Source organism: Flavobacterium sp. Root901 (assembly GCF_001429765.1).
GTDB lineage: Bacteria > Bacteroidota > Bacteroidia > Flavobacteriales > Flavobacteriaceae > Flavobacterium.
The window spans coordinates 460,393-482,659 of record NZ_LMJB01000006.1 but is presented as its reverse complement, the minus strand read 5'-3'; the positions used below and the strand labels follow the sequence as shown (position 1 = coordinate 482,659).

General features: G+C 36.6%; 17 protein-coding genes. 11 read left to right on the top strand and 6 right to left on the bottom strand.

Annotation, left to right across the window (positions count from 1 at the left end; translation table 11 throughout):
- Positions 1-63 precede the first annotated feature (63 nt).
- Positions 64-1,092: an LLM class flavin-dependent oxidoreductase gene (locus ASE21_RS11545; protein WP_057122820.1), complete on the top strand. Its 1,029-nt coding sequence runs from the start codon at positions 64-66 to the stop codon at positions 1,090-1,092.
- 226 nt (positions 1,093-1,318) lie between these two features.
- Here ASE21_RS11545 and ASE21_RS11540 read toward each other — a convergent pair whose 3' ends face one another.
- Positions 1,319-3,769, bottom strand: a complete 2,451-nt coding sequence (locus tag ASE21_RS11540) for a TonB-dependent receptor (RefSeq protein ID WP_057122819.1) — start codon at positions 3,767-3,769, stop codon at positions 1,319-1,321.
- Positions 3,770-3,986: 217 nt separating this feature from the next.
- Here ASE21_RS11540 and ASE21_RS11535 point away from each other — a divergent pair, with 217 nt between their 5' ends.
- A complete protein-coding gene (locus tag ASE21_RS11535) occupies positions 3,987-5,267 on the top strand; it encodes an acetyl-CoA C-acetyltransferase (protein ID WP_057122818.1) in 1,281 nt (426 codons plus the stop codon).
- A 121-nt stretch (positions 5,268-5,388) separates the two neighbouring features.
- Here ASE21_RS11535 and ASE21_RS11530 read toward each other — a convergent pair whose 3' ends face one another.
- Entirely contained in the window at positions 5,389-6,000 is a 612-nt protein-coding gene (locus tag ASE21_RS11530) for an FMN-dependent NADH-azoreductase (RefSeq protein ID WP_057122817.1), read from the bottom strand.
- A 106-nt stretch (positions 6,001-6,106) separates the two neighbouring features.
- Between ASE21_RS11530 and ASE21_RS22400 the strand changes: the two genes are divergently transcribed.
- The 9 genes from ASE21_RS22400 (at position 6,107) to ASE21_RS11490 (ending at position 14,287) form a co-directional block, all read left to right on the top strand.
- Entirely contained in the window at positions 6,107-6,238 is a 132-nt protein-coding gene (locus tag ASE21_RS22400; RefSeq protein WP_262487410.1) for a hypothetical protein, read from the top strand.
- Positions 6,220-6,486: a winged helix-turn-helix transcriptional regulator gene (locus ASE21_RS11525; protein WP_242410260.1), complete on the top strand. Its 267-nt coding sequence runs from the start codon at positions 6,220-6,222 to the stop codon at positions 6,484-6,486. Before ASE21_RS22400 ends, ASE21_RS11525 begins: the two co-directional genes overlap by 19 nt.
- Before the next feature lie 155 nt (positions 6,487-6,641).
- Positions 6,642-9,551 (top strand): PQQ-dependent sugar dehydrogenase, encoded by a 2,910-nt coding sequence (locus tag ASE21_RS11520; protein ID WP_057122816.1) that lies wholly within the window; start codon positions 6,642-6,644, stop codon positions 9,549-9,551.
- A 168-nt stretch (positions 9,552-9,719) separates the two neighbouring features.
- Positions 9,720-11,180 carry a sulfatase gene (locus tag ASE21_RS11515; protein WP_057122815.1) on the top strand — a complete coding sequence of 487 codons (1,461 nt, stop codon included), beginning with the start codon at positions 9,720-9,722 and terminating at the stop codon, positions 11,178-11,180.
- Between the two features lie 379 nt (positions 11,181-11,559).
- Complete coding sequence (locus ASE21_RS11510) at positions 11,560-11,994, top strand: DUF1810 domain-containing protein (RefSeq protein WP_057122814.1); 435 nt, start codon at positions 11,560-11,562, stop codon at positions 11,992-11,994.
- Positions 11,995-12,103: 109 nt separating this feature from the next.
- The gene (locus tag ASE21_RS11505; RefSeq protein ID WP_128414691.1) at positions 12,104-12,721 is read left to right on the top strand and encodes a hypothetical protein; all 618 of its coding nucleotides are present in this window, start codon (positions 12,104-12,106) and stop codon (positions 12,719-12,721) included.
- 165 nt (positions 12,722-12,886) lie between these two features.
- On the top strand, positions 12,887-13,213 hold the full coding sequence (locus tag ASE21_RS11500) for an ArsR/SmtB family transcription factor (protein WP_057122812.1): 327 nt from the start codon (positions 12,887-12,889) through the stop codon (positions 13,211-13,213).
- Positions 13,214-13,271: 58 nt separating this feature from the next.
- Positions 13,272-13,733, top strand: coding sequence for a DUF6428 family protein (locus ASE21_RS11495; protein ID WP_057122811.1), 462 nt, complete (start codon positions 13,272-13,274; stop codon positions 13,731-13,733).
- Positions 13,734-13,864: 131 nt separating this feature from the next.
- Positions 13,865-14,287 carry an arsenate reductase ArsC gene (locus ASE21_RS11490; RefSeq protein ID WP_057122810.1) on the top strand — a complete coding sequence of 141 codons (423 nt, stop codon included), beginning with the start codon at positions 13,865-13,867 and terminating at the stop codon, positions 14,285-14,287.
- A 53-nt stretch (positions 14,288-14,340) separates the two neighbouring features.
- On the opposite strand, the gene ASE21_RS11485 is transcribed toward ASE21_RS11490, so the two are convergent.
- From ASE21_RS11485 to ASE21_RS11470, 4 genes are all read right to left on the bottom strand, one after another.
- Positions 14,341-16,341, bottom strand: a complete 2,001-nt coding sequence (locus tag ASE21_RS11485) for a heavy metal translocating P-type ATPase (RefSeq protein WP_057122809.1) — start codon at positions 16,339-16,341, stop codon at positions 14,341-14,343.
- Between the two features lie 190 nt (positions 16,342-16,531).
- Complete coding sequence (locus tag ASE21_RS11480) at positions 16,532-17,737, bottom strand: efflux RND transporter periplasmic adaptor subunit (RefSeq protein WP_057123180.1); 1,206 nt, start codon at positions 17,735-17,737, stop codon at positions 16,532-16,534.
- A 1-nt stretch (position 17,738) separates the two neighbouring features.
- The gene (locus tag ASE21_RS11475) at positions 17,739-18,977 is read right to left on the bottom strand and encodes a TolC family protein (RefSeq protein WP_057122808.1); all 1,239 of its coding nucleotides are present in this window, start codon (positions 18,975-18,977) and stop codon (positions 17,739-17,741) included.
- A gap of 98 nt (positions 18,978-19,075) precedes the next feature.
- Positions 19,076-22,198, bottom strand: a complete 3,123-nt coding sequence (locus ASE21_RS11470; protein WP_057122807.1) for an efflux RND transporter permease subunit — start codon at positions 22,196-22,198, stop codon at positions 19,076-19,078.
- Positions 22,199-22,267: the final 69 nt, after the last annotated feature.

Below are 22,267 nucleotides of genomic sequence, written 5' to 3'. Positions count from 1 at the left end.
ATTTTAGATTGGAATTTGGAATTTGGGATTTTAGAATTGGAATTAAAATTTTAAAAGAAATTTATAGAAATAGGAATAGATAGTTTTGCTTCGGCAATGTATGGTGACAGCAATACTTTGAGTAGTGTTGATGCAATGGAGCAGCTTTTACAGAGAATTGAATTTGCAGATCAGGCCGGACTGGATGTTTTTGGGATTGGAGAACATCATAAAAAAGAATTTCTGGATTCTGCAACAGCAGTAATATTAAGCGCTGCTGCAGCAAGAACCAAAAATATACGTTTAGCAAGTGCAGTAACTGTTTTAAGTGCTGCTGACCCTGTAAGAGTGTATCAAAGTTTTGCAACACTCGATCTAATTTCAAAAGGAAGAACCGAAATTGTTGTCGGCCGCGGATCTGCAATTGAAGCTTATCCTCTCTTCGGATATGATTTAAATGATTATGATGCTCTTTTTAAGGAAAAACTTGAACTGCTATTGCAAATTAGAGACAATGAGTTTATAACGTGGTATGGAAAATTTCGTCCGGAGTTAAATAATCTTCCGGTTTATCCGAGGGCTTTACAGGAAAAAATGCCGATTTGGCTTGGCGTTGGGGGAACTCCGGAATCTTTTATCAGAGCCGGAAGTTTAGGTCTTCCTTTAATGGTCGCTGTTATAGGCGGTCAGACACATCGTTTTAGACCATTAATTGATTTATATCGTGAAGCCGGAAAAGCTGCCGGTTTTAAACCGCATGAACTAAAAGTTGGATTACATTCGCCCGGTTATGTTTCGAAAACCACAGAAAAAGCCATTGAAGAATATTACCCGGGTTATGCCGAATTGTGGACAAAATTAGGATATGAAAGAGGCTGGCCACCGGTAACAAAAGGTAAATTTGATGGACTAATTGACGATTTAGGCGTTTTAATTGTGGGAAGTCCGGAAAGAGCGGCAGAGAAAATTCTGCGTCACAGCGAAGCACTGGGAGGAGTTGAAAGATTTACTTTTCAGATGGACAATGCAGGACTAACGCATTCTCAATTAATGAACGCCATAGAACTCATCGGAACAAAACTGATTCCTTTAATTAAAAAAGAAAAAGGGTAATATTTCGTGTTTTTAGCCACAAATAAAACAGATTAAACGGATTTGCACGGCTTATTTTTTATCTGTTACAATTAAAATAAACCTGCGTAAATCCGTTTAATCCCTTAAATCAGTGGGCAAATTTTAGCCACAGCTTAAACGGATTTACACGGCTTATTTTTTATCTGTTACAATTAAAATGAACCTCCGTAAATCCGTTTAAGCTGTTAAATTAGTGGGCAATATATTAGAATAGTTTGTACGTAACCCCAACTCTAAAATTAATTGGCTGTTCTGTCTGCCAGTAGTAAGAGTTTAACCAGCTGTAGTAAGAACCACTGTAAAGGTATTTATCTAAAATATTGAATACATTTCCTGTAATTTTAAATTTCCCTGTTTCATAAGACAAACCTCCGTCAAGTCTGAAATAGTCTGGAAGTTTTTCTAAACCTTCGCTCCATGTATCAGTTTGACGTCCTGCAAGGAAAGAACCTCCGATAGAAGCACCAAAACCTTTAAGTGCTCCGCCTTGAACAGTATAATTTAACCATGCATTGGCAGTATGTTTTGCATAACCCGGAACAATATCTCCCTTTTTAATTCCGGTTGCCAATGAAACTGCCGGATCGACTTCGTTTACAATAGATTCTGTAAAGGCATAATTGGCAATAAGATTAAGACCATCAAATAATTTTCCTCTTAAATCAAATTCAAAACCTTGTGCTCTTTTTTCTCCCAAAACCACACTATACTGCTGCCCGGGAATATTTGCAGGATCAGAGGTAAGTTCGTTTTTCTTTAAAATACTGTAGGCTGCTAAAGTTGTGCTCCAAGATCCGTCAAACCAGTCTTTTTTGATCCCAACTTCCATATTGTTTCCGGTAAGCGGTTTTACTTTATCACCATTTGTGATAACTCCGGATTGCGGAATAAAAGACTGATCGTATAATCCGTAAACTGCTGTTGTTTCATCAATAGATACACTTAAACCAACACGTGGTGTAATATGGCTGTCTTCGATTGGTGCGCCGCCCCAGCTTGCCTGACTAATCCAGGTATATCTTCCTGCCAGCGTAAGTCTTACTTTGTTTTGGAAAAATCCAAATTCATCCTGAATATATCCTGCAGCATAATCTGTATTCATTAATCCGCCTGCATTTTTTGCCCTGATGGAAAGCGGAGTGGTGTGATCAAAATTTGGCAGCCCGTTTGGCGGTGTACCATAATCTGGATTATAAACATTAAACGGATCATCTAAAGTATCCAGATCATGAGATTGTCCCCAATCTGCCGCATAATCTTTACTTCCTAAATCTACTCCGCCTAACACTTTATGAGAAACAGAACCTGTATTGAATTTTCCGTTTAAAAATATTTGTCCCAAATACATATTACTTTCAGCATCCCAGATTCCAACATTTCTAATAATATCTCCTGCTCCAATAGAAACATCCGGAGTATTGTCTCCGTCAGTATCAATATCAGCCGGGCCAACTAAACTTGGCCAGGAACTGTACCCTTGCTGAATATATTTAAAATAAGAGGTTTGAGCAGTAAGTTTCCAGTTATCATCAAATTTATGTTCGAAAGTGAGGTAACCGCTATGATCCTGAATGTTAGTATCAGGCAGTCCCGGCTGCGTCATTGTAAATCCTACCGGAAGTGTTGCATAGCCGCCAGATGCAGGTCCAAAGACATAAAAAGAACCAACTTCGGTCATATTTGCATATTGAAAATTATATTCTGCCGTAATTTTTGTTTTATCATCAATTTGATATGAAATAACCGGAGCAATTGAATAACGGTCATTGTGTTCAAAAGCACGGTGAGAACCTTTGTTTTGAGCCGCTCCGTTAAATCTGTACAGTAATTTTCCTTTCTTATCCAATTTTCCGTCCAAATCAAGACTTACTCTGTAAAAATCATAACTTCCGCCAATTGCACTGACTTCCGCTTTTGTAATTCCCGTAGGTTTTTTAGTAACGACATTATAAAGTCCGCTTGGATCTCCGCTGGAAAGCATAAATCCTGCCGGTCCTTTTACAAATTCAATATGATCAACAAAACTCATATCTTCAGTTAATGGTCCCCAAAAAGAAGAAACAACATTAAATCCGTTACGAAAAGCCTGGATTTGAGAACCACGCATTGTAATGTTAGTATACATATCTCCCCAGTGTTCTAAACGCACGGCACCACTTACATTACGAATAACTCCGTCACTCATACTAACAATCTGCTGGTCTTTTAGGGTCTGACCGCTTACGATTTGCACATTCTGCGGAATTTCTAGTACCGGAGTCTGAAGACGTAATGACAAAGAAGGTTTATCTTGTTTGTATTTGTTTTTGGTAATAACAACTTCATCAAGATCTTCCTGACTTTCAGAAAGCGAAAAGTTTTTTGTTGTAGTCTGTTTTGCATTTATTACGATTGAACTTTCAACGGGATGAATTCCAACTGCGCGCACACTAATTGTGTAAGAACCCGGTTTAACATTTTTAATTTCATACTGACCATTGTCGTTTGTAACAGCCGAATATTTTGTTCCTTTAAGAACAATAGAAACACCTGGTAATGGTTCGTTACTGCTTAAAGAAATCTTTCCGTTTACTTTTCCTGATTCCTGACTCATTGCATTTATGGAAGTCAAAAGAACCATTAAATAACAAACTTTCTTAATGATATTTATACTCATTTTAATACTATTTTAAGTTTTGTCCGGCAAAAGTAAATGCTATTGCCGGTCTTTCCAAATTATTTTTAATTATTCTAAATAAATATAATATATTAAGTTTATTTCGTGATATTTTTACACTTACAGGTTTAGAAACTTTCCGGGAAAGCAGATAATTAAAGGAAGTATACTTATCTTTAATCCGCAGAATAAATTTCCTTAACCAAAAAATAAATCCATGAATACCACAAAAACTATCAGAAAAGTTGCTATTGTAGGTTATAATCGAATTCCGTTTGCCAGAGCCAATACTGCTTATGCAGAAGTTGGAAACCAGCAAATGATGACCGCTGCCTTAAACGGACTCATTACTAAATATAATTTGAAAGGACAATTACTAGGTGAAGTTGCCGGAGGTGCTGTAATTAAACATTCGTATGATATGAACCTCATTAGGGAGTGTGTCATGAAAACCGAACTTGATCCTGCTACTCCTGCCTGCGACTTACAACAGGCCTGTGATACGGGAATTGAAAGTGCCGTATACATTGCAAACAAAATTGCGTTTGGACAAATAGAATCCGGAATTGCCGGAGGTGTAGATTCTATAAGTGATATGCCTATTGCCGTAAGCGAGAAACTTAGAAAAACGCTGCTAAAAGCCAGACAGGCAAAATCCTTAGGCGAAAAAATTAAGACATTTTTAAAATTGCGCCCAAAAGATTTTTCTCCATTAGTTCCAAGAAATGAAGAGTCGCAAACCGGACTTTCCATGGGCGGACATACTGAAATTACAGCAAAATATTATAATATTTCAAGAGAAGATCAGGATAATTTAGCACTTAAAAGTCATTTGAATATGGCAAAGGCCTATGATGAAGGTTTTTTTGATGATATGATTACACCTTTTAACGGACTTGATAAGGACAATAACTTAAGAAAAGACAGCAGTATTGAAAAGCTGTCCAAATTAAAACCGGCGTTTGATAAAACCAATGGAACCTTAACTGCCGGAAATTCTACACCTTTAACAGACGGAGCATCTTGTATTCTTTTAGCCAGTGAAGAATGGGCAAACGAACGCGGACTGCCAATTCTGGCTTACATTACTTTTGCAGAAATTGCTGCAATAGAATATGTCAAAAACCAACAAAATCTTTTATTGGCTCCCCTATTTGCTGCAAGCAGAATGCTTGAAAAGGCAGGTTTAAATCTGCAGGATTTTGATTATTATGAAATTCACGAAGCTTTTGCCGCACAAGTTCTGGCTACTTTAAAAATTTGGGAAAGTCCCGAACTTAGTGCCGAGTTAGGTTTGAAGAAAGCCCTTGGAACAATAGACCGCGAAAAACTAAATGTAAAAGGAAGCAGTTTAGCAGCTGCTCATCCATTTGCTGCTACGGGCGGAAGAATAATTGGCGTTATGGCAAAATTATTAAATGAAAAAGGTTCAGGCAGAGGATTTGTCTCCATTTGTGCTGCAGGCGGACAAGGCGTTACCATGATTATTGAAAAATAACATTTTTATCAAGGTTTAAAACTTTGACAAAGATTTCAGAATCTAAACTTTACGACAAACCCGACAGGTTTTAAAAACCTGTCGGGTTTGTTATTTAATAAATTGATTTTTTTATCTCAGCTTAAAAAGCAAATTCTTCTACAGAAGATAACGCTGTTGGTAAAGCATTTGCTGCAAAATCTGGTATTGCAGTTCCTTCAACACGAAAAGTGGTTACATCTGTCATACCCAAAAATCCCAAAACAGTTCTTAAATAAGACTCTGAGAAATCATAACTTTTGTACGGACCTTCAGAAAAAATAGCTCCGGATGCAATCGATAAATATACTTTTTTACCCGTTACCAATCCTTTTGCACCTTCCGGACTGTATTTAAAAGTCTTTCCTGCTCTTGCAACCTGATCAATCCATCCTTTTAAAACTGCAGGAATACCAAAGTTGTACAAAGGAACTCCTATGACAATAATATCCGATTCCAGCAGGGTTTTTATTGCTTCATCAGAATATTTCAATACTGCTGTTTGTTCTGGTGTATGTACATCTTCAGGCGTATAAACAGCATTAATATGCGAACCCGTTAAATAAGGCAGAGGTGTTTGAGTTAAATCAAGTGTCCGTACTTGAGTTTCAGGATCTGATGCTGTTAATTTTTCAATAACAGCATTCGATAATTGGTTACTAAACGAAGTATCTCCATTGGTACTGGTAATTATTCTTAGAATTTTTTGACTCATGATTGTATAATTTGTTTTATGATACAAACTTATCTACATTTGCTATCTCTTTTATAGTACTACCCTAAAGGATAGCGCTATCCTTGAAGATAGTAAAGCACTAATTATGGAAACAGCAGCAATAGAAACACAAAAAACAGACGAAAAAGATTGTAATCCAAAAGAATGCATGTCGGCTTTACTGCCTGTAAGAGATGCATTGGAAGTGTTAAGCGGAAGATGGAAACTGCCTATTTAATTACGCTGTCTGACCGGCCAAAACGTTTCAAAGAAATTTCTAAAGACATAAACGGAATTACGGATAAAATGCTTTCAAAAGAGCTTAAAGACCTTGAAATTAATAAACTGGTTATTAGAAGTGTTTATGATACTTTTCCGCCAACAGTAGAATATTCCAGAACAGAACATAGTAAGTCTTTAACCAATGTTATCATGGCCTTGAAAGACTGGGGAACTTTACATCGAAAAGAAATTATCGGGAAGTAAACAGCTGAAAAACAAAGTTTGGCAATTTAAATAGTGAATCTTCTAAATTCAATTTACGACTAAATCGTTATCGTAAAGAAATTTTACTAAACCTTATAATTATACAGAAAAAGATTAAATTTGGTTAACCCAAACCACTAAAATTCTGAATAATTATGAGAAAAAATCTACAATTTAAGATTAAAAAGCGATTCGGTTATTTATTAGCAGTCTTTGCTTTATTCATTTCATCAACATCCTATTCGCAATACATTACACAAAACCTTGCTCCTACATCGGTTATCAAAGAAGGACTTGCTCTGGAACAATCCTCTGACGGAAGAATTTTTATTGCAGAAAGAGGCGGTATTGTAAAAGTGTTTCAAAATAATACTGTATCGACTGTTTTTACTGTAGCAACAGTTACCGACAATGAACAAGGTTTACTCGGATTAACACTGCATCCTGACTTTGCTGCAAATGGTTATATCTATGTTTTTTATTCCATAAACGATGGAGTAATCAGGCATAGAATCGAAAGGATAAAAATCGACAACAACAATCAGGTAATAAGCAGACAGCAGATTTTGCTTTTAGAGCCTATTGGCGCCGGATTTCACAATGGCGGTGACTTAAAATTCTTTAACGGATATCTTTATGTAACTGTAGGTGACAGCCAGTTAAATACCAATTCTCAGGATTTGGATACTTATAAAGGAAAAATTCTTCGTATTACAGAAGACGGACTTCCTGCACCGGGTAATCCTTTTTACGGAAGCGGATCAGTACAAAGACAAAGCATCTGGGTTTACGGCTTTAGAAATCCGTGGAGATTAGTTGCTAATCCAACAGCCAATAAATTATTTGTTCTGGATGTTGGAACTTCCTGGGAAGAAGTAAACGAAATCAGTAATCCGGCCATTCGCAATTATGCCTGGGGACATCCGCAGGGAGGTGACGGAAAACAAACTGAAACCAATTTATTTACCAATCCAATTTTTACATACGCCACCGGAAGTATTGGAAATGCTTTAACAAACGGACTTCTTTATAATCCAGCAATATCACGTTATCCAAATCTACAGGGAAAATTTATAATAAAAGATTTTGTCCGAAATGCAATCCGCTGGTTTGATCCTAACATTGTCGATCCTGTTTCAACTGAATTTTATTCGGCACCACAGCAGCAGGCACTTGGGATGATGTTAGGGAATGACGGATACATTTATTACTGTGCTTACGGCAATAACGGTTCATTAATTAAACTGGATTATATCGAAACTGCCGCACCAACCATTGTTAATCATCCACTTTCTCAAACCATAATGGAAACCAATCCGGTAACTTTTACAGTTTCTGCAAGCGGAACTGGTTTAACATATCAATGGCAGTTTAATAACGTAGATATAAACGGAGCAACGGGAGCAAGTTATACAATTCCAAATGTTACAAATGCAAATGCCGGTTCTTATCGGGTAATTGTAACCAATACGGCAGGAAATATAACCAGCAATCCGGCAACATTAACTGTAACGCCATTTAGCAATGCGCCAACAGTTACCATTACGGCCCCTCTTCCAACCTTAAAATGGAATGCTGAGGATATAGTACATTTTGAAGCATCTGCAACAGATGTTGAAGACGGAACTTTACCTCCTAGCGCATTTTCATGGAGCATTGATCTTTTTCACGAAGATATTCCGGGAGCCGGGCATTCGCACCCTGGAGCAAGTCCGCAAGGCGTCCAATCAGGAAACTTTACGGCTTCTAACCAAGGAGAGAAAACACCAAATGTATGGTATAGATTTACCGTTAAAGTTACCGACAGCAATGGTTTAACCGCTGTAACTTTTGTTGATATCAAACCAAATTTAGTCGATGTTACCGCTGCAAGTTCTCCGGTTCCGCTTAATTTAGAATTCAATCAAAAACCTGTTACGGCACCATCAACAAAACAAGTGGTTGCAAATGCTGCTGTGCAAACGTTAAATGCTCCAACACCGCAATATATTGAAAATATCCGTTACGACTTCGATCACTGGAGTCAGGGCGGAGCAGCCAATCAAACCTTTAAGGCTCCTGCATCAGGAACAATTACTTATACTGCATTTTATACGGCAACAACGCTTCAAAACGAGCCATATCAGGGATTAATTGCTCAAATTCCGGGGCTAATTGAAGCAGAAAATTATGATGTTGGACCCGGTGCTTTTCTGGATAAAAACGGCGGAGGTGATAATACCTACAGACCCGGCGACGGCGTAGGAACTGAAGCCTGCAGCGAAGGAGGATTTAATCTTGCTTATGTCGCAAAAGATGAATGGCTAAAATACACTGCAAGGGTAAATACTACCGGAAATTATACGATCAATTTAAGAGTTGCAACACCTTATAATACCAGAAAATTACATCTGGAAGTTGACGGTGTAAACGTAACAGGAATTCTGGATATTCCAAACACAGGAGGTTTTCAGGCATGGCAGACAGTTGCTGTACCTAATATCGCTTTAACGCAGGGCAATCATGTTATTACGCTGTATTTTGATGAAAATGACATCAACGTAAACAAAATGGAATTTGTGTTAGCCGCAGCCGCAGCTCCTGTTGCCGATTTTGAGTTTACACCACAAATGGGATGCGTAAATGAAACCGTAACATTTACCTCTGTTTCCCTTGGCACAATTGATACTTACTCATGGAATTTTGGCGACAGTGCACAACCTGCATCTGCAGCCGGACCCGGACCGCATAGCGTAACTTATTCTGCAGAAGGAGATAAAGCAGTATCGCTTACCGTAACTAATTCAACAGGAAATAACACAAAAAATGTTACCTATATGGTTCATGACTGCCATCTTGGTGTTGAAAATCCAAATGCAGTATCAAATGAAATTGTCGTTTATCCAAATCCTTCCAAAGGAGTATTTCATTTATCAAAAGATCTGGAATGGACTGTTTATTCTGCTTCCGGAAGTAAAATTAAACAAGGCAGAGGAAATGTAATTTCAATCTCTGAACAGGCAGCAGGAATTTATTTCCTAAAAACCAATACTGCCAGTAAAGCGATTTCGATTAGCAAACAATAATTTTATTTTATAATTTAAAACCCGGCAGATTTAGATCTGCCGGGTTTTTTATTTTTATGAAAATAACAATTTTGCTTTTATTTCCAACAAAAGAGTTTTCTCAGAAGAAATACTTTTCATTTTTGCGAATTATATTTGTAGTCAGCTATCCAAATCAACCACATAATTATGAAAAAAAGTTTAATCCTTATTTTATTATTGATTCCGTTTATTGGTTTTAAAATAACGGCTCAAAACAAAAAACCAAATCCAAAACCCAATATTGTGATTATCAATATGGACGATATGGGTTATGGAGATACTGAACCCTACGGAATGACCGGAATTGCAACTCCGCATTTTAATCAGGTGGCTCAGGAAGGAATGCGATTTACTAATTTTAATGCCGGCCAGGCTATTTGTACGGCATCAAGAGCTGCTTTACTAACGGGCTGTTATCCTAACCGAATAGGAATGTCGGGGGTTTTGCTTCCGGGCGACAAACGCGCTTTAAATCCGAAAGAAGAAACGATTGCTTCCCTTTTAAAAAAATCAGGATACAAAACTGCCAATTATGGAAAATGGCATTTAGGAAACGAAATGCCCTACTGGCCTACCAACTATGGCTTTGATGAGTTTTTCGGGATTCCGTATTCGCATGATGTGTGGCCCGTTGATTATGATGGTTATTCGCTTGTAACGGATCCGAAAGATATGCGTTCCGGCTTTCCTCCTCTTCCGTTAATCAGCAATACTACGGTTATTGACACGATAAAAAACATACAAGAAGCTTCTAAACTGACCACTCTTTTTACTGAAAAAGCAGTTTCTTTTATTAAAAAAAATAAAAAAGAGCCCTTTTTCTTATACCTTACACATCCGCTGCCGCACGCACCTTTGGCCGTTTCAGCTAAATTTAAAGGTAAAAGTGATTTAGGTTTGTTTGGTGATGTTATTATGGAAATTGACTGGTCTGTCGGAGAAATATTAAAAACATTAGAAAACGAAGGACTTACTAAAAATACCGTTTTAATTATAACAAGTGACAATGGCCCCTGGCTTGTTTTTGGTGACAATGCCGGTTCTTCCGGAGGATTTAGAGAAGGAAAATCAACTACTTGGGAAGGCGGCACACGTGTTCCTTTTTTAATTCGGTGGCCGGGTAAAATTGAAGGCGGAACAGTAAATAGTTCTCTTTTGACCAATATGGATTTACTGCCTACAATTGCCGATATTACCGGAGCTTCTTTACCTGAGAACAAAATTGACGGTTTAGATTTCCTTTCTCTGTTAACCGGAAAAACCAAGAAAGGCCCAAGAGATACTTTCTATTATTATTTTGGCACCGGAAGCAATAACCTCGAAGCTATTCGCTATAAACACTGGAAACTGGTTTTTCCGCATAAAGGCACAACTTACAATAAAAATTTACCCGGAAAAGATGGTTTACGAGGAAAAGGTGCAACAGCTGAAATTCCGCTCGCCTTGTATGATTTGGCACATGATCCGGGCGAAATTCGGGATGTTCAGGAATTATATCCTGAAATTGTATCTCAGATTCAAAAAATAGCCGAAACCGCCAGAGAAGATCTTGGAGATGATCTTACACAAAAAACAGGCAAAAATGTTCGTAAGCCGGCGAGTTATTGATTTTAGATTTTAGATTTTAGATTTTAGATTTTGTCATTTCTCCTTCGTCGAAATGACAAAATCTAAATCATTTTTTAATATTTAAAAAGATTAATCGCTTTCATCTTGGGTTAAACTAAATTCCGAATTGTCCTTTTAGTCAAAAAACTTTGCAATTTGCTATTCCTAATAATTTTTAGGAAGAAAAATTTAATGCTTTTTCATCTTTAAACTTAGACTTCCAGAACTTTTACACTTCGAAACCTCTAAATTTCTGCTGCTCTAAACCTTTGTTCCCTTATTAAAAAAATATCAGTAAAAAAAAGATTTAGTAATGTACAACTAAACATATTTTCAGTAGATTTATCACGTGATATCCCCCAAATCAATATCGTAAAGAATGGCTTACAATAACACAGAATTACTTAGATTTCTAGATGCTCAGAATAAATTGTATCTAACTGCTCTTGAAGAAATTAAAAAAGGTAAAAAAGAATCTCCGTGGATGTGGTTTATTTTTCCGCAGATTAAAGGAATGGGTTCGAGCGATACCTCCAGATTCTATGAAATTAAAAATGCCGATGAAGCAATTGCCTTTCTCGAGCATCCAATTTTAGGAAAACATCTTATTGAAATAACTGCTGAGTTAGTCAAAAAAGAAGAAGCTGACGTTGTCAATATATTTGGATCGCCTGATGTTGAAAAACTTCAGTCTTGTATGACGCTGTTTGCAAGTATCCAAAATACAGAGCCTGTTTTTCAGGAAGTACTGCACAAATATTTTGACGGATCATCTGATTTTCATACACTACAGCTTTTATACAGCAATCTTTAAAAATATGTAATTTTGGGTTTAAATTTATTGATGGAATAAAATCTATTTTAGTACTTTTAGCAAAAATTTAAAAATAAAACTGTTAAAAAACAGCCTCAAATTACATATAATGAAAAAATTGCTTCTGATAAGTATATTGATTATTGCTTGTTATGCTTTTAGAGAGATCGTTTACAAACCGTACATGTGGAAAAAAGCGATGAATACTCCCGAGCACAGATTGCAAATTGGAAGTTTCCTTTTTAGTAAACAAACAGGTTCTAATGGCAGCCAGAGCACACAGAATAATTATTTTGTTTTTAAAGTAATTGAAATAAACGGCGATTATGTACGGCTTTCGGTTATCAGGCAATTGTCTGAAAAAGGACAGCTTAAATCTTCTGACTTTTCAATGACTGAAGAAACATACCGAAGCTTAAAACAGAATATTAAAAAAACTACAATAACAGGAATTTTACGTGACGATTTGTATAAAGAAGGTGCAGATTACACGATAAACGATTATTTGCTAAACAAATATCCTTCGTTAAAAAAATCCCGTTTTTACTACGAAGAGCTTTCTAAAGCTGAAAAAAATATGCATTTCCCGACACAATATTTTACTCTGGTTTATTCTAAAGAGAAAATTATTGAGAAAAGAAAGCTGATTCCGTGGATCATCAATAATGACAGCAAACCTGAACTGGCAAAAAGCCTGTCTCAAAAAGTCAGCTTAATTCTTAATTAAAGTCTAACCTTCTATTTTATTTTAGATATATAAGATTTTAGGACAGCCTTGACATTTTTGTAAATGCGTGATTATGTTTAAAATGTCTTCTCTATAATTTTTGTTTTAAATTATTTGTTTTGAAACAAACTATATCGTAATATTGCTATATAAAATTTAAATAAAATGGGAGCTACTAAAACAGAACATTTTACAGCAAAACAAAATCAGATCGCCACCATAGCAAAAGCTTTGGGACATCCGGCAAGAATTGCCATTATCGAATATCTTTTAAAGGTAAACGAATGTATCTGCGGCGATATTGTAAATGAGCTTCCACTTGCCCAGCCTACCGTTTCCCAACATTTAAAAGAATTAAAAAACGCAGGTCTGATAAAAGGAAATATTGAAGGAAACGCGATTTGTTATTGTATTGATGAAACTGCTTTTGATATTTTAAATTCTTATTTTTCCAATATTATTGCCACAACCAAAGAGCAGAAATGCTGTTAAAACCTTTTTTTGACAAACTATATCGCAATATTGCATTATAACTATAAAACAAATAAAAATGAAACTATCAGAAATTAAAAAGATTCTTCCTGATTTAGAAAATACTGTATTCCAATTAGAGAACGGGACTTTTGTACCGGAAAATTTTCATGTTACTGAAATTGGGACAACAACCAAAAAGTTCATTGACTGCGGAGGTGTAATTCGTAATGAAAGCGTAATTAATTTTCAGTTGTGGAATGCAGAAGATTACGAACATAGACTGAAACCAACAAAACTTTTAAATATCATTAAATTATCTGAAGAAAAACTGAATATTGAAGATCTCGAAATTGAAGTTGAATATCAAAATGAAACGATAGGAAGATATGATTTGGCATTTAACGGAAATCATTTTGTATTAAAAAACAAGAATACAGCCTGTTTAGCTAATACTGCATGTGGTATTCCTTCACTAAATCTAACAGAGTTAAATCCGGACGAAAAAAATTCATGTCTTCCAAATTCCGGCTGTTGTTAATGGTGAAAGATAAATGGATTAAATACAAAAGAGCAATTATTATTACAACATCTGTTATAGTATTGCAGCTCATTTTTGGTTTTGAACCCAAGTTCTGCATTATCAATATCATTTGGTTACTCGTTTAAATTATGACAAAAAAAATTCTGGTACTCTGTACAGGCAACAGCTGCAGAAGCCAAATAGCAGAAGGTTATTTAAGATACTTTTTAGAAAGCAAAGCTGAAATTTACAGTGCGGGCGTAGAAATACACGGGGTAAATCCCAAAGCCATTATCACTATGAAAGAAGACGGCATTGACATTTCTAACCACACATCAAATCATATTGACGAATATCAAAATATCGATTTTGATTTTGTAATTACGGTATGTGATAATGCAAAAGAAAGATGTCCATTCTTTCCTTCCAAAGCACAAAAAATACATCAAAATTTTAATGACCCTGCAAAAGCAAATGGCACTGATGAAGAAATTTTGCAAGAGTTTAGAACAGTCAGACAAACTATTAAAGAGTTTTGCCAGCACTTTTCTAAAAACAATTTTGAATTTTAATTATAAAAAAATGCGATGGTTAAATTATTAATTCACCGCATTTTTTTTATTTATTAAAACTTCATTTTCTGAATTCGGACTGCATTTAAAATCGCTAATAGCGCCACACCAACATCGGCAAAAACCGCTTCCCACATTGTGGCAAGTCCGCCGGCACCAAGAATCAGCACAAAAGCTTTTACAACAAAAGCCAGCGTGATATTCTGCCATACAATCTTTTTGGTTTGTTTCCCAATATTTATTGCCATCGCAATTTTACTTGGTTTATCATCCTGAATCACAATATCGGCAGTTTCGATTGCGGCGTCGCTTCCTAAACCTCCCATCGCAATTCCTACAGTACTTAACGCAATTACGGGAGCATCGTTTACACCATCGCCTACAAAAGCTATAGTTTCGTTTTGAGCTTTAATTTCGTTTACTTTATTTACCTTATCTTCCGGAAGTAAGTCTCCAAAAGCTTTGGTTATCCCGAGTTTATCAGCCACAAACTGCACAACATTACTTTTGTCTCCGCTTAACATTGTCAATTTTACACCCAGTGCTTTCAATTTAGAAACCGTTTCCTGAGCATCATTCTTAATTTCATCGGCAATGGTCAGATACCCTGCAAATTTTCCGTTGTATGCAATTGCAATTGTCGTATAAACAATCGAACCCGGGTCAAGATCATAAGCGATATTAAATTTGTCAAGCAGTTTGAAATTACCAACATGAAGTTCTTTTCCGTCAATTAGGGCTTTTAATCCGTGACCTGAAATTTCTTCGACATTTTTTAATTCCACCGAAGAATCTACCGGACCTACATGATTGTGAATTGCAGTTGCAACAGGATGTGTGCTTTGACTTTCTAAAGCATTCACCAATTTCAGAATTTCATCTTTATCAAAATCGGGATTTATCATTACTTCCTGCACTTTAAAAACACCTTCGGTCATTGTTCCGGTTTTATCCATTACAACATTTTGGATAGTCGAAATACTGTCCAGAAAATTACTTCCTTTAAACAAAATTCCGTTTTTACTTGCAGCACCAATTCCGCCAAAATAACCCAGCGGAATGCTGATTACCAACGCGCATGGACACGAAATTACCAGAAATACCAAAGCTCTGTACAGCCAGTCGTTAAAAACATAATTATCGACAAAAAGCATTGGAACTAAACAAATCGCAATTGCGAGATAAACCACAATTGGCGTGTAAATTTTAGCAAATTTGCGAATAAACAGTTCAGCCGGTGCCTTTTTTGACGCTGCATTTTGAACTAATTCCAATATTTTCGAAAGTTTACTGTCGTTGTAAGCGGTAGTTACTTTTACCTGCGCAATCGTGTTTCCGTTTATCATTCCGGCAAGAACGGTTTGACCTTTCTTTTTTGTATCAGGTTTGCTTTCTCCTGTTAATGCTGCAGTATTAAATGAAGCAGAATCTGATAGTAATTCACCGTCCAGACCTAACTTTTCGCCCGCTTTGAGCTGAATAACAGCACCAATTTTAGCATCAACAGCTTTTACTTTTACAGCAATATTATTTTCTAAAATCGTTACCTCATCAGGACGCTGATCCAGCAGGGTTTTAATATTAGATTTTGCTTTGCTGACTGCCATTCCCTGAAATGTTTCTCCTATAGTATAAAATAACATTACGGCAACACCTTCCGGATATTCTCCAATTGCAAACGCACCTATTGTGGCAATACACATCAGAAAAAATTCTGAAAAAACATCTCCTTTTAGAATACTTTCATACGCTTCCCTCAAAACCGGAATCCCTACCGGAAGATAAGCAATAATATACCATGTAATTCTAACATAACCGTTAAACCATGTCTGCGGGAAATAATTATCAAAACCAATGGCAATAAGCATTAAAATAAAAGACAATATGGCCGGAAGAAACATTTTAAACAAACTTCCTTCTGCAATATGCTCGTGATCATGATCGTGTCCGTGGTCATGTCCATCGTTGTCAGCTTTTTCAGATTCGTCATGAGAACAGCAGGAAGATTTGTTTTTATTTTTGGTATGTTTTATTTCTTTATCTTGATGTATCATTATAGCATTTCAGGTTTAAAGTTTCAAGTTTGGATTATCTGAAACTTTGGTTAAAATATGTTTTAAATTTAATCAATTTATGGCAATTAAGCTGCAGTTATACTGGTTTTAATCTCTCAATCCGACAGCTGTCGCAATCTAAATTTCAAAATTTAAAAGTAAACCTAACACCTCAGCACCAAACAAAAAATCAATGTTCATGCTCTCCTCCGCCCTTCATTGCAGATAGCAGATAAAAAGCACCTTTTATAACAATTTTTTCATCGGGAGAAATTTTATCTACAAACTTAACTTCTGTAAAACCTAAATCTGTTGTACCGGGAATTACTTCAATCGCCTTAAAATGAATTTCTTTTTCTGTTGATTTTTCTTTTATTTTTTCTTTTGAATTTTCATTGGCATGCTCTTCTTCTTGTGCAAAAACAAAATATTTATCTGCATTTCGAACCACTGCATCTTTTGGCAGGGCCGGGACTGTTGCATTTACAATATTGATATTCGCAGAAACATACATTCCTGAAATCAGGTCTTTTGCATCTGCAGGATCAATCTTAGCGTGAACGGCAACCGTTTTACTTTCGTTGGAAAATGATTTATTGATTCCGAAAATCTTTCCTTTAATTGATTTATTGGACTGGTTGGTCAACACAAAATCAATAACCTGACCAATAGAAATCGAACCTAAATCTTTTTCATACACATTGAGATCTAAATGCATCTGGCTGTTATCAACCACTTCAAAAAGTGCTGTTCCGGTTTGTGCAAAAGCACCTTTGGCAATACTGATTTTCCCCACATAACCACTTATTGGCGCTGTAATCGGAACTAGTGAAGTATTTCCTTTTACAGAAACATGCAGAGCTTCCAGTTTATTTTTCGCCGCCTGTGCACGGGCTTTTTCGGCTGCTAATCTGGCTTTTACTTCCTGAAACGTTTTCCTCGGATTTACGTTTTCCTCACTTAGTGTTTTCTGTCGGTTGTATTCTAACTGCAGATATTCAACATTAGCTGCTGCTGAATGATAATCTTCCTGCATTTCAATTACTTCAAGGTTTTGAATCGTTGCCAAAACTTTTCCTTTCGTAACATATGTCCCTTCTAAAACATAAATATCCTTTACAGTACCGCCAATTAAGGTAGAAACCTCGGCGGAGTTTTGCGGCGGAACCGTAGTGTAGCCATTTGCTTTAATGATTTTATTGAGATTTCTTTCTTCTACAAATCCTGTTTCAATGCCAACGGTTTTGTATTGAGATTGGGTTAAAGTAACTTCTGTTGTCGATTTTTCTTCTTCCTGTGGCTCTTCAGCTTTCTTTTCATTACAGCTTGTTATAGTAAACGCAAGGATTGCGAAGATAAAATACAATCTTAAACTTTCGTTATATACATTTTTCATTTTAATTGTTTTTAATGGTTGGAAACTGAAGTTCAATCGCACTCTGATTATAGCTGTGTACTGCTTCTGCAAACTGTTTTTTAATATCAATAGCCTGATTTAAGAAACTGATGTACGACCAATAGCTCATATCGCCGTTGGCATAACTTTTCTGCGCCGTCTCAATAATCTGACTGGCATACTGCAGGCCTTCATTTTGATAATAATTGAGGTTTTTCTGCTGCTTTTTAAAGTTGTTCTCCAGTTCTTCCTTTTGCAGCTTCAAAATCATTTTATTTTTATCTAATGCCAATTGCGACTGCGAAATACTGATTTCCGAAGCTTTTGCTTTTGCTGTATTGACACCGCCAAATAACGGAATTTGTAATCCGGCTGTAAAACCCTGAAACAATGATTCGGTATTGATTGTTTGTGCAAAATAACCTAAACCTATCTTAGGTGTCCGCAGTGCTTTATGTGTTCCGGCTTCTTTTTGATAAACCGAAATCTGCTGCTGGTAATAATCGTTCAGCAAAGTCTCCGTTTTTGCATCCTGATTTTCCATAAACGGATATTGCAGCGAAGTTGTTTCATCCGGAATTATATTTTCATTTGTCTGAACAAAAAACTGAAGCTGTTTTTGGTAAATGGCCAAATCGTATGCTAATTGCTCTTTTTGCGTTTCGATTTCTTTTACTTTGGCTTTGGCACTAATCACTTCGATATTGCCGCTTTCTCCGGTTTTAAAACGCAGTTCGGCATTTCTTAAAAATTTAGTGTAAATCTCGTTTAATTCAGAATTCAGCTTTTGAATTGAGATTCCATACAAATATTGATAATAGGCCAAAGTCACTGCTTTTTCAAGTTCGTAAGAAGATAATGCTTTTCGTTTTTCGGCCAGCTTTGCGAGTTCTTCCTGCAATTGCCGATTGGCTTTTGTAACACTTCCCAGCGGAAAATATTGCTGTACAGAAACATTATGGTCAAAATCGGCACTATTAAATTGTCCGCCCTGATATTGGATTTGCAAAGGATCGGGCTGAAAAGCAGTTTTTTTCAAAACGGTCTGTTTCTGTATTTCCTTGTCGGCAATTTTTAAATCTATATTGTTAGATTTGGCAAGATCTATTGCTTTTTCCAGACTAATTGATTGTTGTGCCGAAAGAGCTGTACTTCCCAATAGAAATGTGCTTAACCACAATCCCGATAGTAATCGGAAACAATGTTTTTTCAATTGATTTTTATATATCGGATTTTTCATTTTTATTTTTCTTTATCCCTCGCAGATTCTGCTGATTGAGCAGTTTTTGATTTTAATTAATCTGCGGGAGAATTATTTTATAAGCAGCAATACGTTTTCTAATTATGTTCTTTTTGTTTAAATTTTTCCAGCAGTAAATACAAAATCGGCAATACGATTAAGGTCAATAAAGTCGCTGAGATTAAACCTCCAATAACAACAGTTGCTAAAGGTTTCTGTACTTCTGCACCGCCGCTTGTAGATAATGCCATTGGCAAAAATCCCAAAGAAGCAACGGCTGCAGTCATCAAAACAGGACGCAGTCTCGTCCTGGTTCCAACTAAAACCCTTTGCAGCGGATTTTCAATTCCTTCAGATTTTAATTGGTTGAAATACGAAATCAGGACAATTCCGTTGAGTACGGCAATTCCAAATAAAGCGATGAACCCAATTCCGGCTGAAATACTAAACGGCATTCCTCTCAGCGAAAGCGCAAATACGCCTCCAATTGCAGATAACGGGATTGCAGTAAAAATTAAAAGCGCTTGTTTATAACTCTTAAACGTAAAATAAAGCAAAATTAAAATCAGGCTTAAAGCAATGGGCAATGCAATCGAAAGTCGTTTTGATGCTTCAATTAAATTTTCGAATTGGCCGCCATAAGTCACATAATAACCCGCAGGAAGTTTATAATTTTTATCGAGTTTCTGCTGAATTTCCTCAACAACGGTTTTAATATCCCTTCCGCGAACGTTTAGGCCAACGGTAATTCTGCGTTTTCCATCTTCACGGACAATCTGCACCGGACCCTGCTCGTATTCAACTATTGCGACCTGTGATAGCGGCACCTGCTGGCCATTTGGCAGCGGAATAAACAAATTGCTCACATCTGTAATATCAGTGCGATAATCCTGATTCATGCGGACTACCACATCAAACCGTTTGCTTTCTTCATAAATTTTTCCGGCACTTTCTCCCGCAAAAGAAGAACGGATAATCTGATTTATATCAGAAATATTCAATCCGTATAAGGCAATTTTATTGTAGTCGTATTTTACTGTAATTTGAGGCAGGCCTGTTATTTTATCCGCTTTTAAATCGCCTATTCCTTCGATACTTTTTATTTTCGAAATTAATTCTGATGCTTTTGAATCCAGGATTTCCAGATCATCCCCAAAAATTTTAATTGCAATATCACTTCGGGTTCCTGTCATTAATTCATTAAAACGCATTTGTATAGGCTGGGAAATTTCAATATTAACACCCGGAATCACTTCCATCTCTTCTTTCATGGCATTTGCCAGTTCTTCCCAATTATCATATTTCTTCCTCCATTCTTTTTTGTCTTTCAAAACAATAATTAAATCGCCGCTTTCAATGGGCATCGGATCGGTTGGAATTTCACCGCTTCCTATTTTGGTCACAATTGTTTTTATTTCAGGAAATTCAGCTTTTAAAATTTTTTCAAATCTGGTAGTCGTCTGAACGGTCTGCGAAAGCGAACTTCCTGTCATAATAGAAGCGTTTATGGCCAGATCACCTTCTTCGATTGTTGGAATAAACTCGCCTCCCATATTTTGGAAAACGATTAATCCCAAAGCAAATAATCCGAGCGAAATCCCCAAAACTGCTTTTTTACAGGCTAAGGCTTTATTTAAAAACGGCAGATATAAATTTTCAAGCCAAAGCATCATTCTGTCACTGAAATTTTCTTTGTGTTCTGTTTTCTTCGAAAGAAATAAAGCACTCATTACGGGTATGTAAGTCAGTGAAAGTATGAAAGCCCCAATAACTGCAAAACCAACTGTCATTGCCATTGGTTTAAACATTTTTCCTTCGGTTCCTATTAAAGCTAAAATGGGAAGATAAACGATTAGGATAATAATTTCTCCAAAAGCGGCGCTATTCCTGATTTTGGAAGCCGAATTGTAGATTTCAACATCCATTTCCTGCTGCGAAAGTTCTTTTTTTTGTTTGAGTTTTTGCAGATGATGCATCGAAGCTTCTACAATGATAACAGCGCCGTCGACAATGATTCCGAAATCTATCGCGCCTAAGCTCATAAGGTTTCCGCTTACGCCAAAGGCATTCATTAAAATAATAGCAAACAACATCGCAAGCGGAATTACCGAAGCTACGATTAAGCCCGCACGAAGGTTTCCAAGAAATAAAATCAGAACAAAAATGACGATTAACGCTCCTTCCAGTAAGTTTTTTGTAACCGTTCCTACCGCATTATCGACCAGTTTCCCTCTGTCGATAAAAGCTTCTGCAGCAACACCTTCGGGCAGACTTTTATTAATCTGCTCCATTCTCGCTTTGATTCGGTGTACAACGGCACTCGAATTTTCTCCTTTCAGCATTAAAACTAAACCGGAAACGATTTCTCCTTTACCATCTTTTGTCGAAGCACCGTAACGCAGCGCCACGCCTTCGCGCACCTCAGCAACATCACGAACGAGAACCGGAGAACCGTTTCTGTTTTTAACCACAACATTACCAAGGTCTTTGACTCCTTTTGCCATTCCGACACCGCGAATGAAATATGCATATTGATCTTTTTCAATATAAGCGCCTCCGGTATTTTGATTGTTCTTTTCAAGGGCATCAAAAATTTCGGTAATCGTTACGCCTAAGCTGTTTAACGTGTTGGGATTTACGGCAATTTCGTATTGTTTTAATTTTCCGCCCCACGTACTTACTTCGGCCACACCTTTAATTCCCTGCAGCTGCGGAATAATAATCCAATCCTGAATCGTTCTTAATTTTACTGCATCGTATTTGTTTTCGAAACCTTTTTTGGCATAAACATCATATTGATATATTTCTCCCAATCCGGTTGTAATGGGAGCCAGTTCCGGAGATCCCGCATAATCAGGAATGTTTTCTTCGGCTTGTTTTAAGCGTTGAAATATTTGTTCTCGAGCCCAGTAAATATCAACATTGTCTTCAAAAACAACGGTAACGACAGATAACCCAAATCGGGAAATACTGCGGAGTTCTATAATATCCGGCACCGTTTTTACAGCCTGCTCAAGCGGATAAGTTATTAATTGTTCTACCTCCTGACTTGCCAGAGTTGGTGCCGTTGTAATAATCTGAACCTGATTATTGGTAACGTCCGGCAGGGCATCGAGCGGTAATTGTTTAAGCGAATAGCTTCCCCAGGCTATTAAAACAAGGGTAAATAAGAGTATAACGAATTTGTTCCGTATACTAAACTGAATGATTTTATCTAACATTTGAATATATAATGACGTGAGAAATTAGGCAGAAATTGCCCTTATCTGTGGAAAGTCCACAACTCTCTA

Bases quoted from the DNA above. Each gene is read 5' to 3' on its own strand.
- ASE21_RS11540 (WP_057122819.1), bottom strand. From the start codon at position 3,769: ATGAGTATAAATATCATTAAGAAAGTTTGTTATTTAATGGTTCTTTTG.
- ASE21_RS22400 (WP_262487410.1), top strand. From the start codon at position 6,107: ATGGAAACAGCAGCAATAGAAACACAAAAAACAGACGAAAAAGATTGT.
- ASE21_RS11495 (WP_057122811.1), top strand. From the start codon at position 13,272: ATGAAACTATCAGAAATTAAAAAGATTCTTCCTGATTTAGAAAATACT.
- ASE21_RS11480 (WP_057123180.1), bottom strand. From the start codon at position 17,737: ATGAAAAATGTATATAACGAAAGTTTAAGATTGTATTTTATCTTCGCA.
- ASE21_RS11520 (WP_057122816.1), top strand. From the start codon at position 6,642: ATGAGAAAAAATCTACAATTTAAGATTAAAAAGCGATTCGGTTATTTA.
- ASE21_RS11505 (WP_128414691.1), top strand. From the start codon at position 12,104: ATGAAAAAATTGCTTCTGATAAGTATATTGATTATTGCTTGTTATGCT.
- ASE21_RS11530 (WP_057122817.1), bottom strand. From the start codon at position 6,000: ATGAGTCAAAAAATTCTAAGAATAATTACCAGTACCAATGGAGATACT.
- ASE21_RS11535 (WP_057122818.1), top strand. From the start codon at position 3,987: ATGAATACCACAAAAACTATCAGAAAAGTTGCTATTGTAGGTTATAAT.
- ASE21_RS11510 (WP_057122814.1), top strand. From the start codon at position 11,560: ATGGCTTACAATAACACAGAATTACTTAGATTTCTAGATGCTCAGAAT.
- ASE21_RS11515 (WP_057122815.1), top strand. From the start codon at position 9,720: ATGAAAAAAAGTTTAATCCTTATTTTATTATTGATTCCGTTTATTGGT.
- ASE21_RS11485 (WP_057122809.1), bottom strand. From the start codon at position 16,341: ATGATACATCAAGATAAAGAAATAAAACATACCAAAAATAAAAACAAA.
- ASE21_RS11470 (WP_057122807.1), bottom strand. From the start codon at position 22,198: ATGTTAGATAAAATCATTCAGTTTAGTATACGGAACAAATTCGTTATA.
- ASE21_RS11525 (WP_242410260.1), top strand. From the start codon at position 6,220: ATGGAAACTGCCTATTTAATTACGCTGTCTGACCGGCCAAAACGTTTC.
- ASE21_RS11490 (WP_057122810.1), top strand. From the start codon at position 13,865: ATGACAAAAAAAATTCTGGTACTCTGTACAGGCAACAGCTGCAGAAGC.
- ASE21_RS11475 (WP_057122808.1), bottom strand. From the start codon at position 18,977: ATGAAAAATCCGATATATAAAAATCAATTGAAAAAACATTGTTTCCGA.
- ASE21_RS11500 (WP_057122812.1), top strand. From the start codon at position 12,887: ATGGGAGCTACTAAAACAGAACATTTTACAGCAAAACAAAATCAGATC.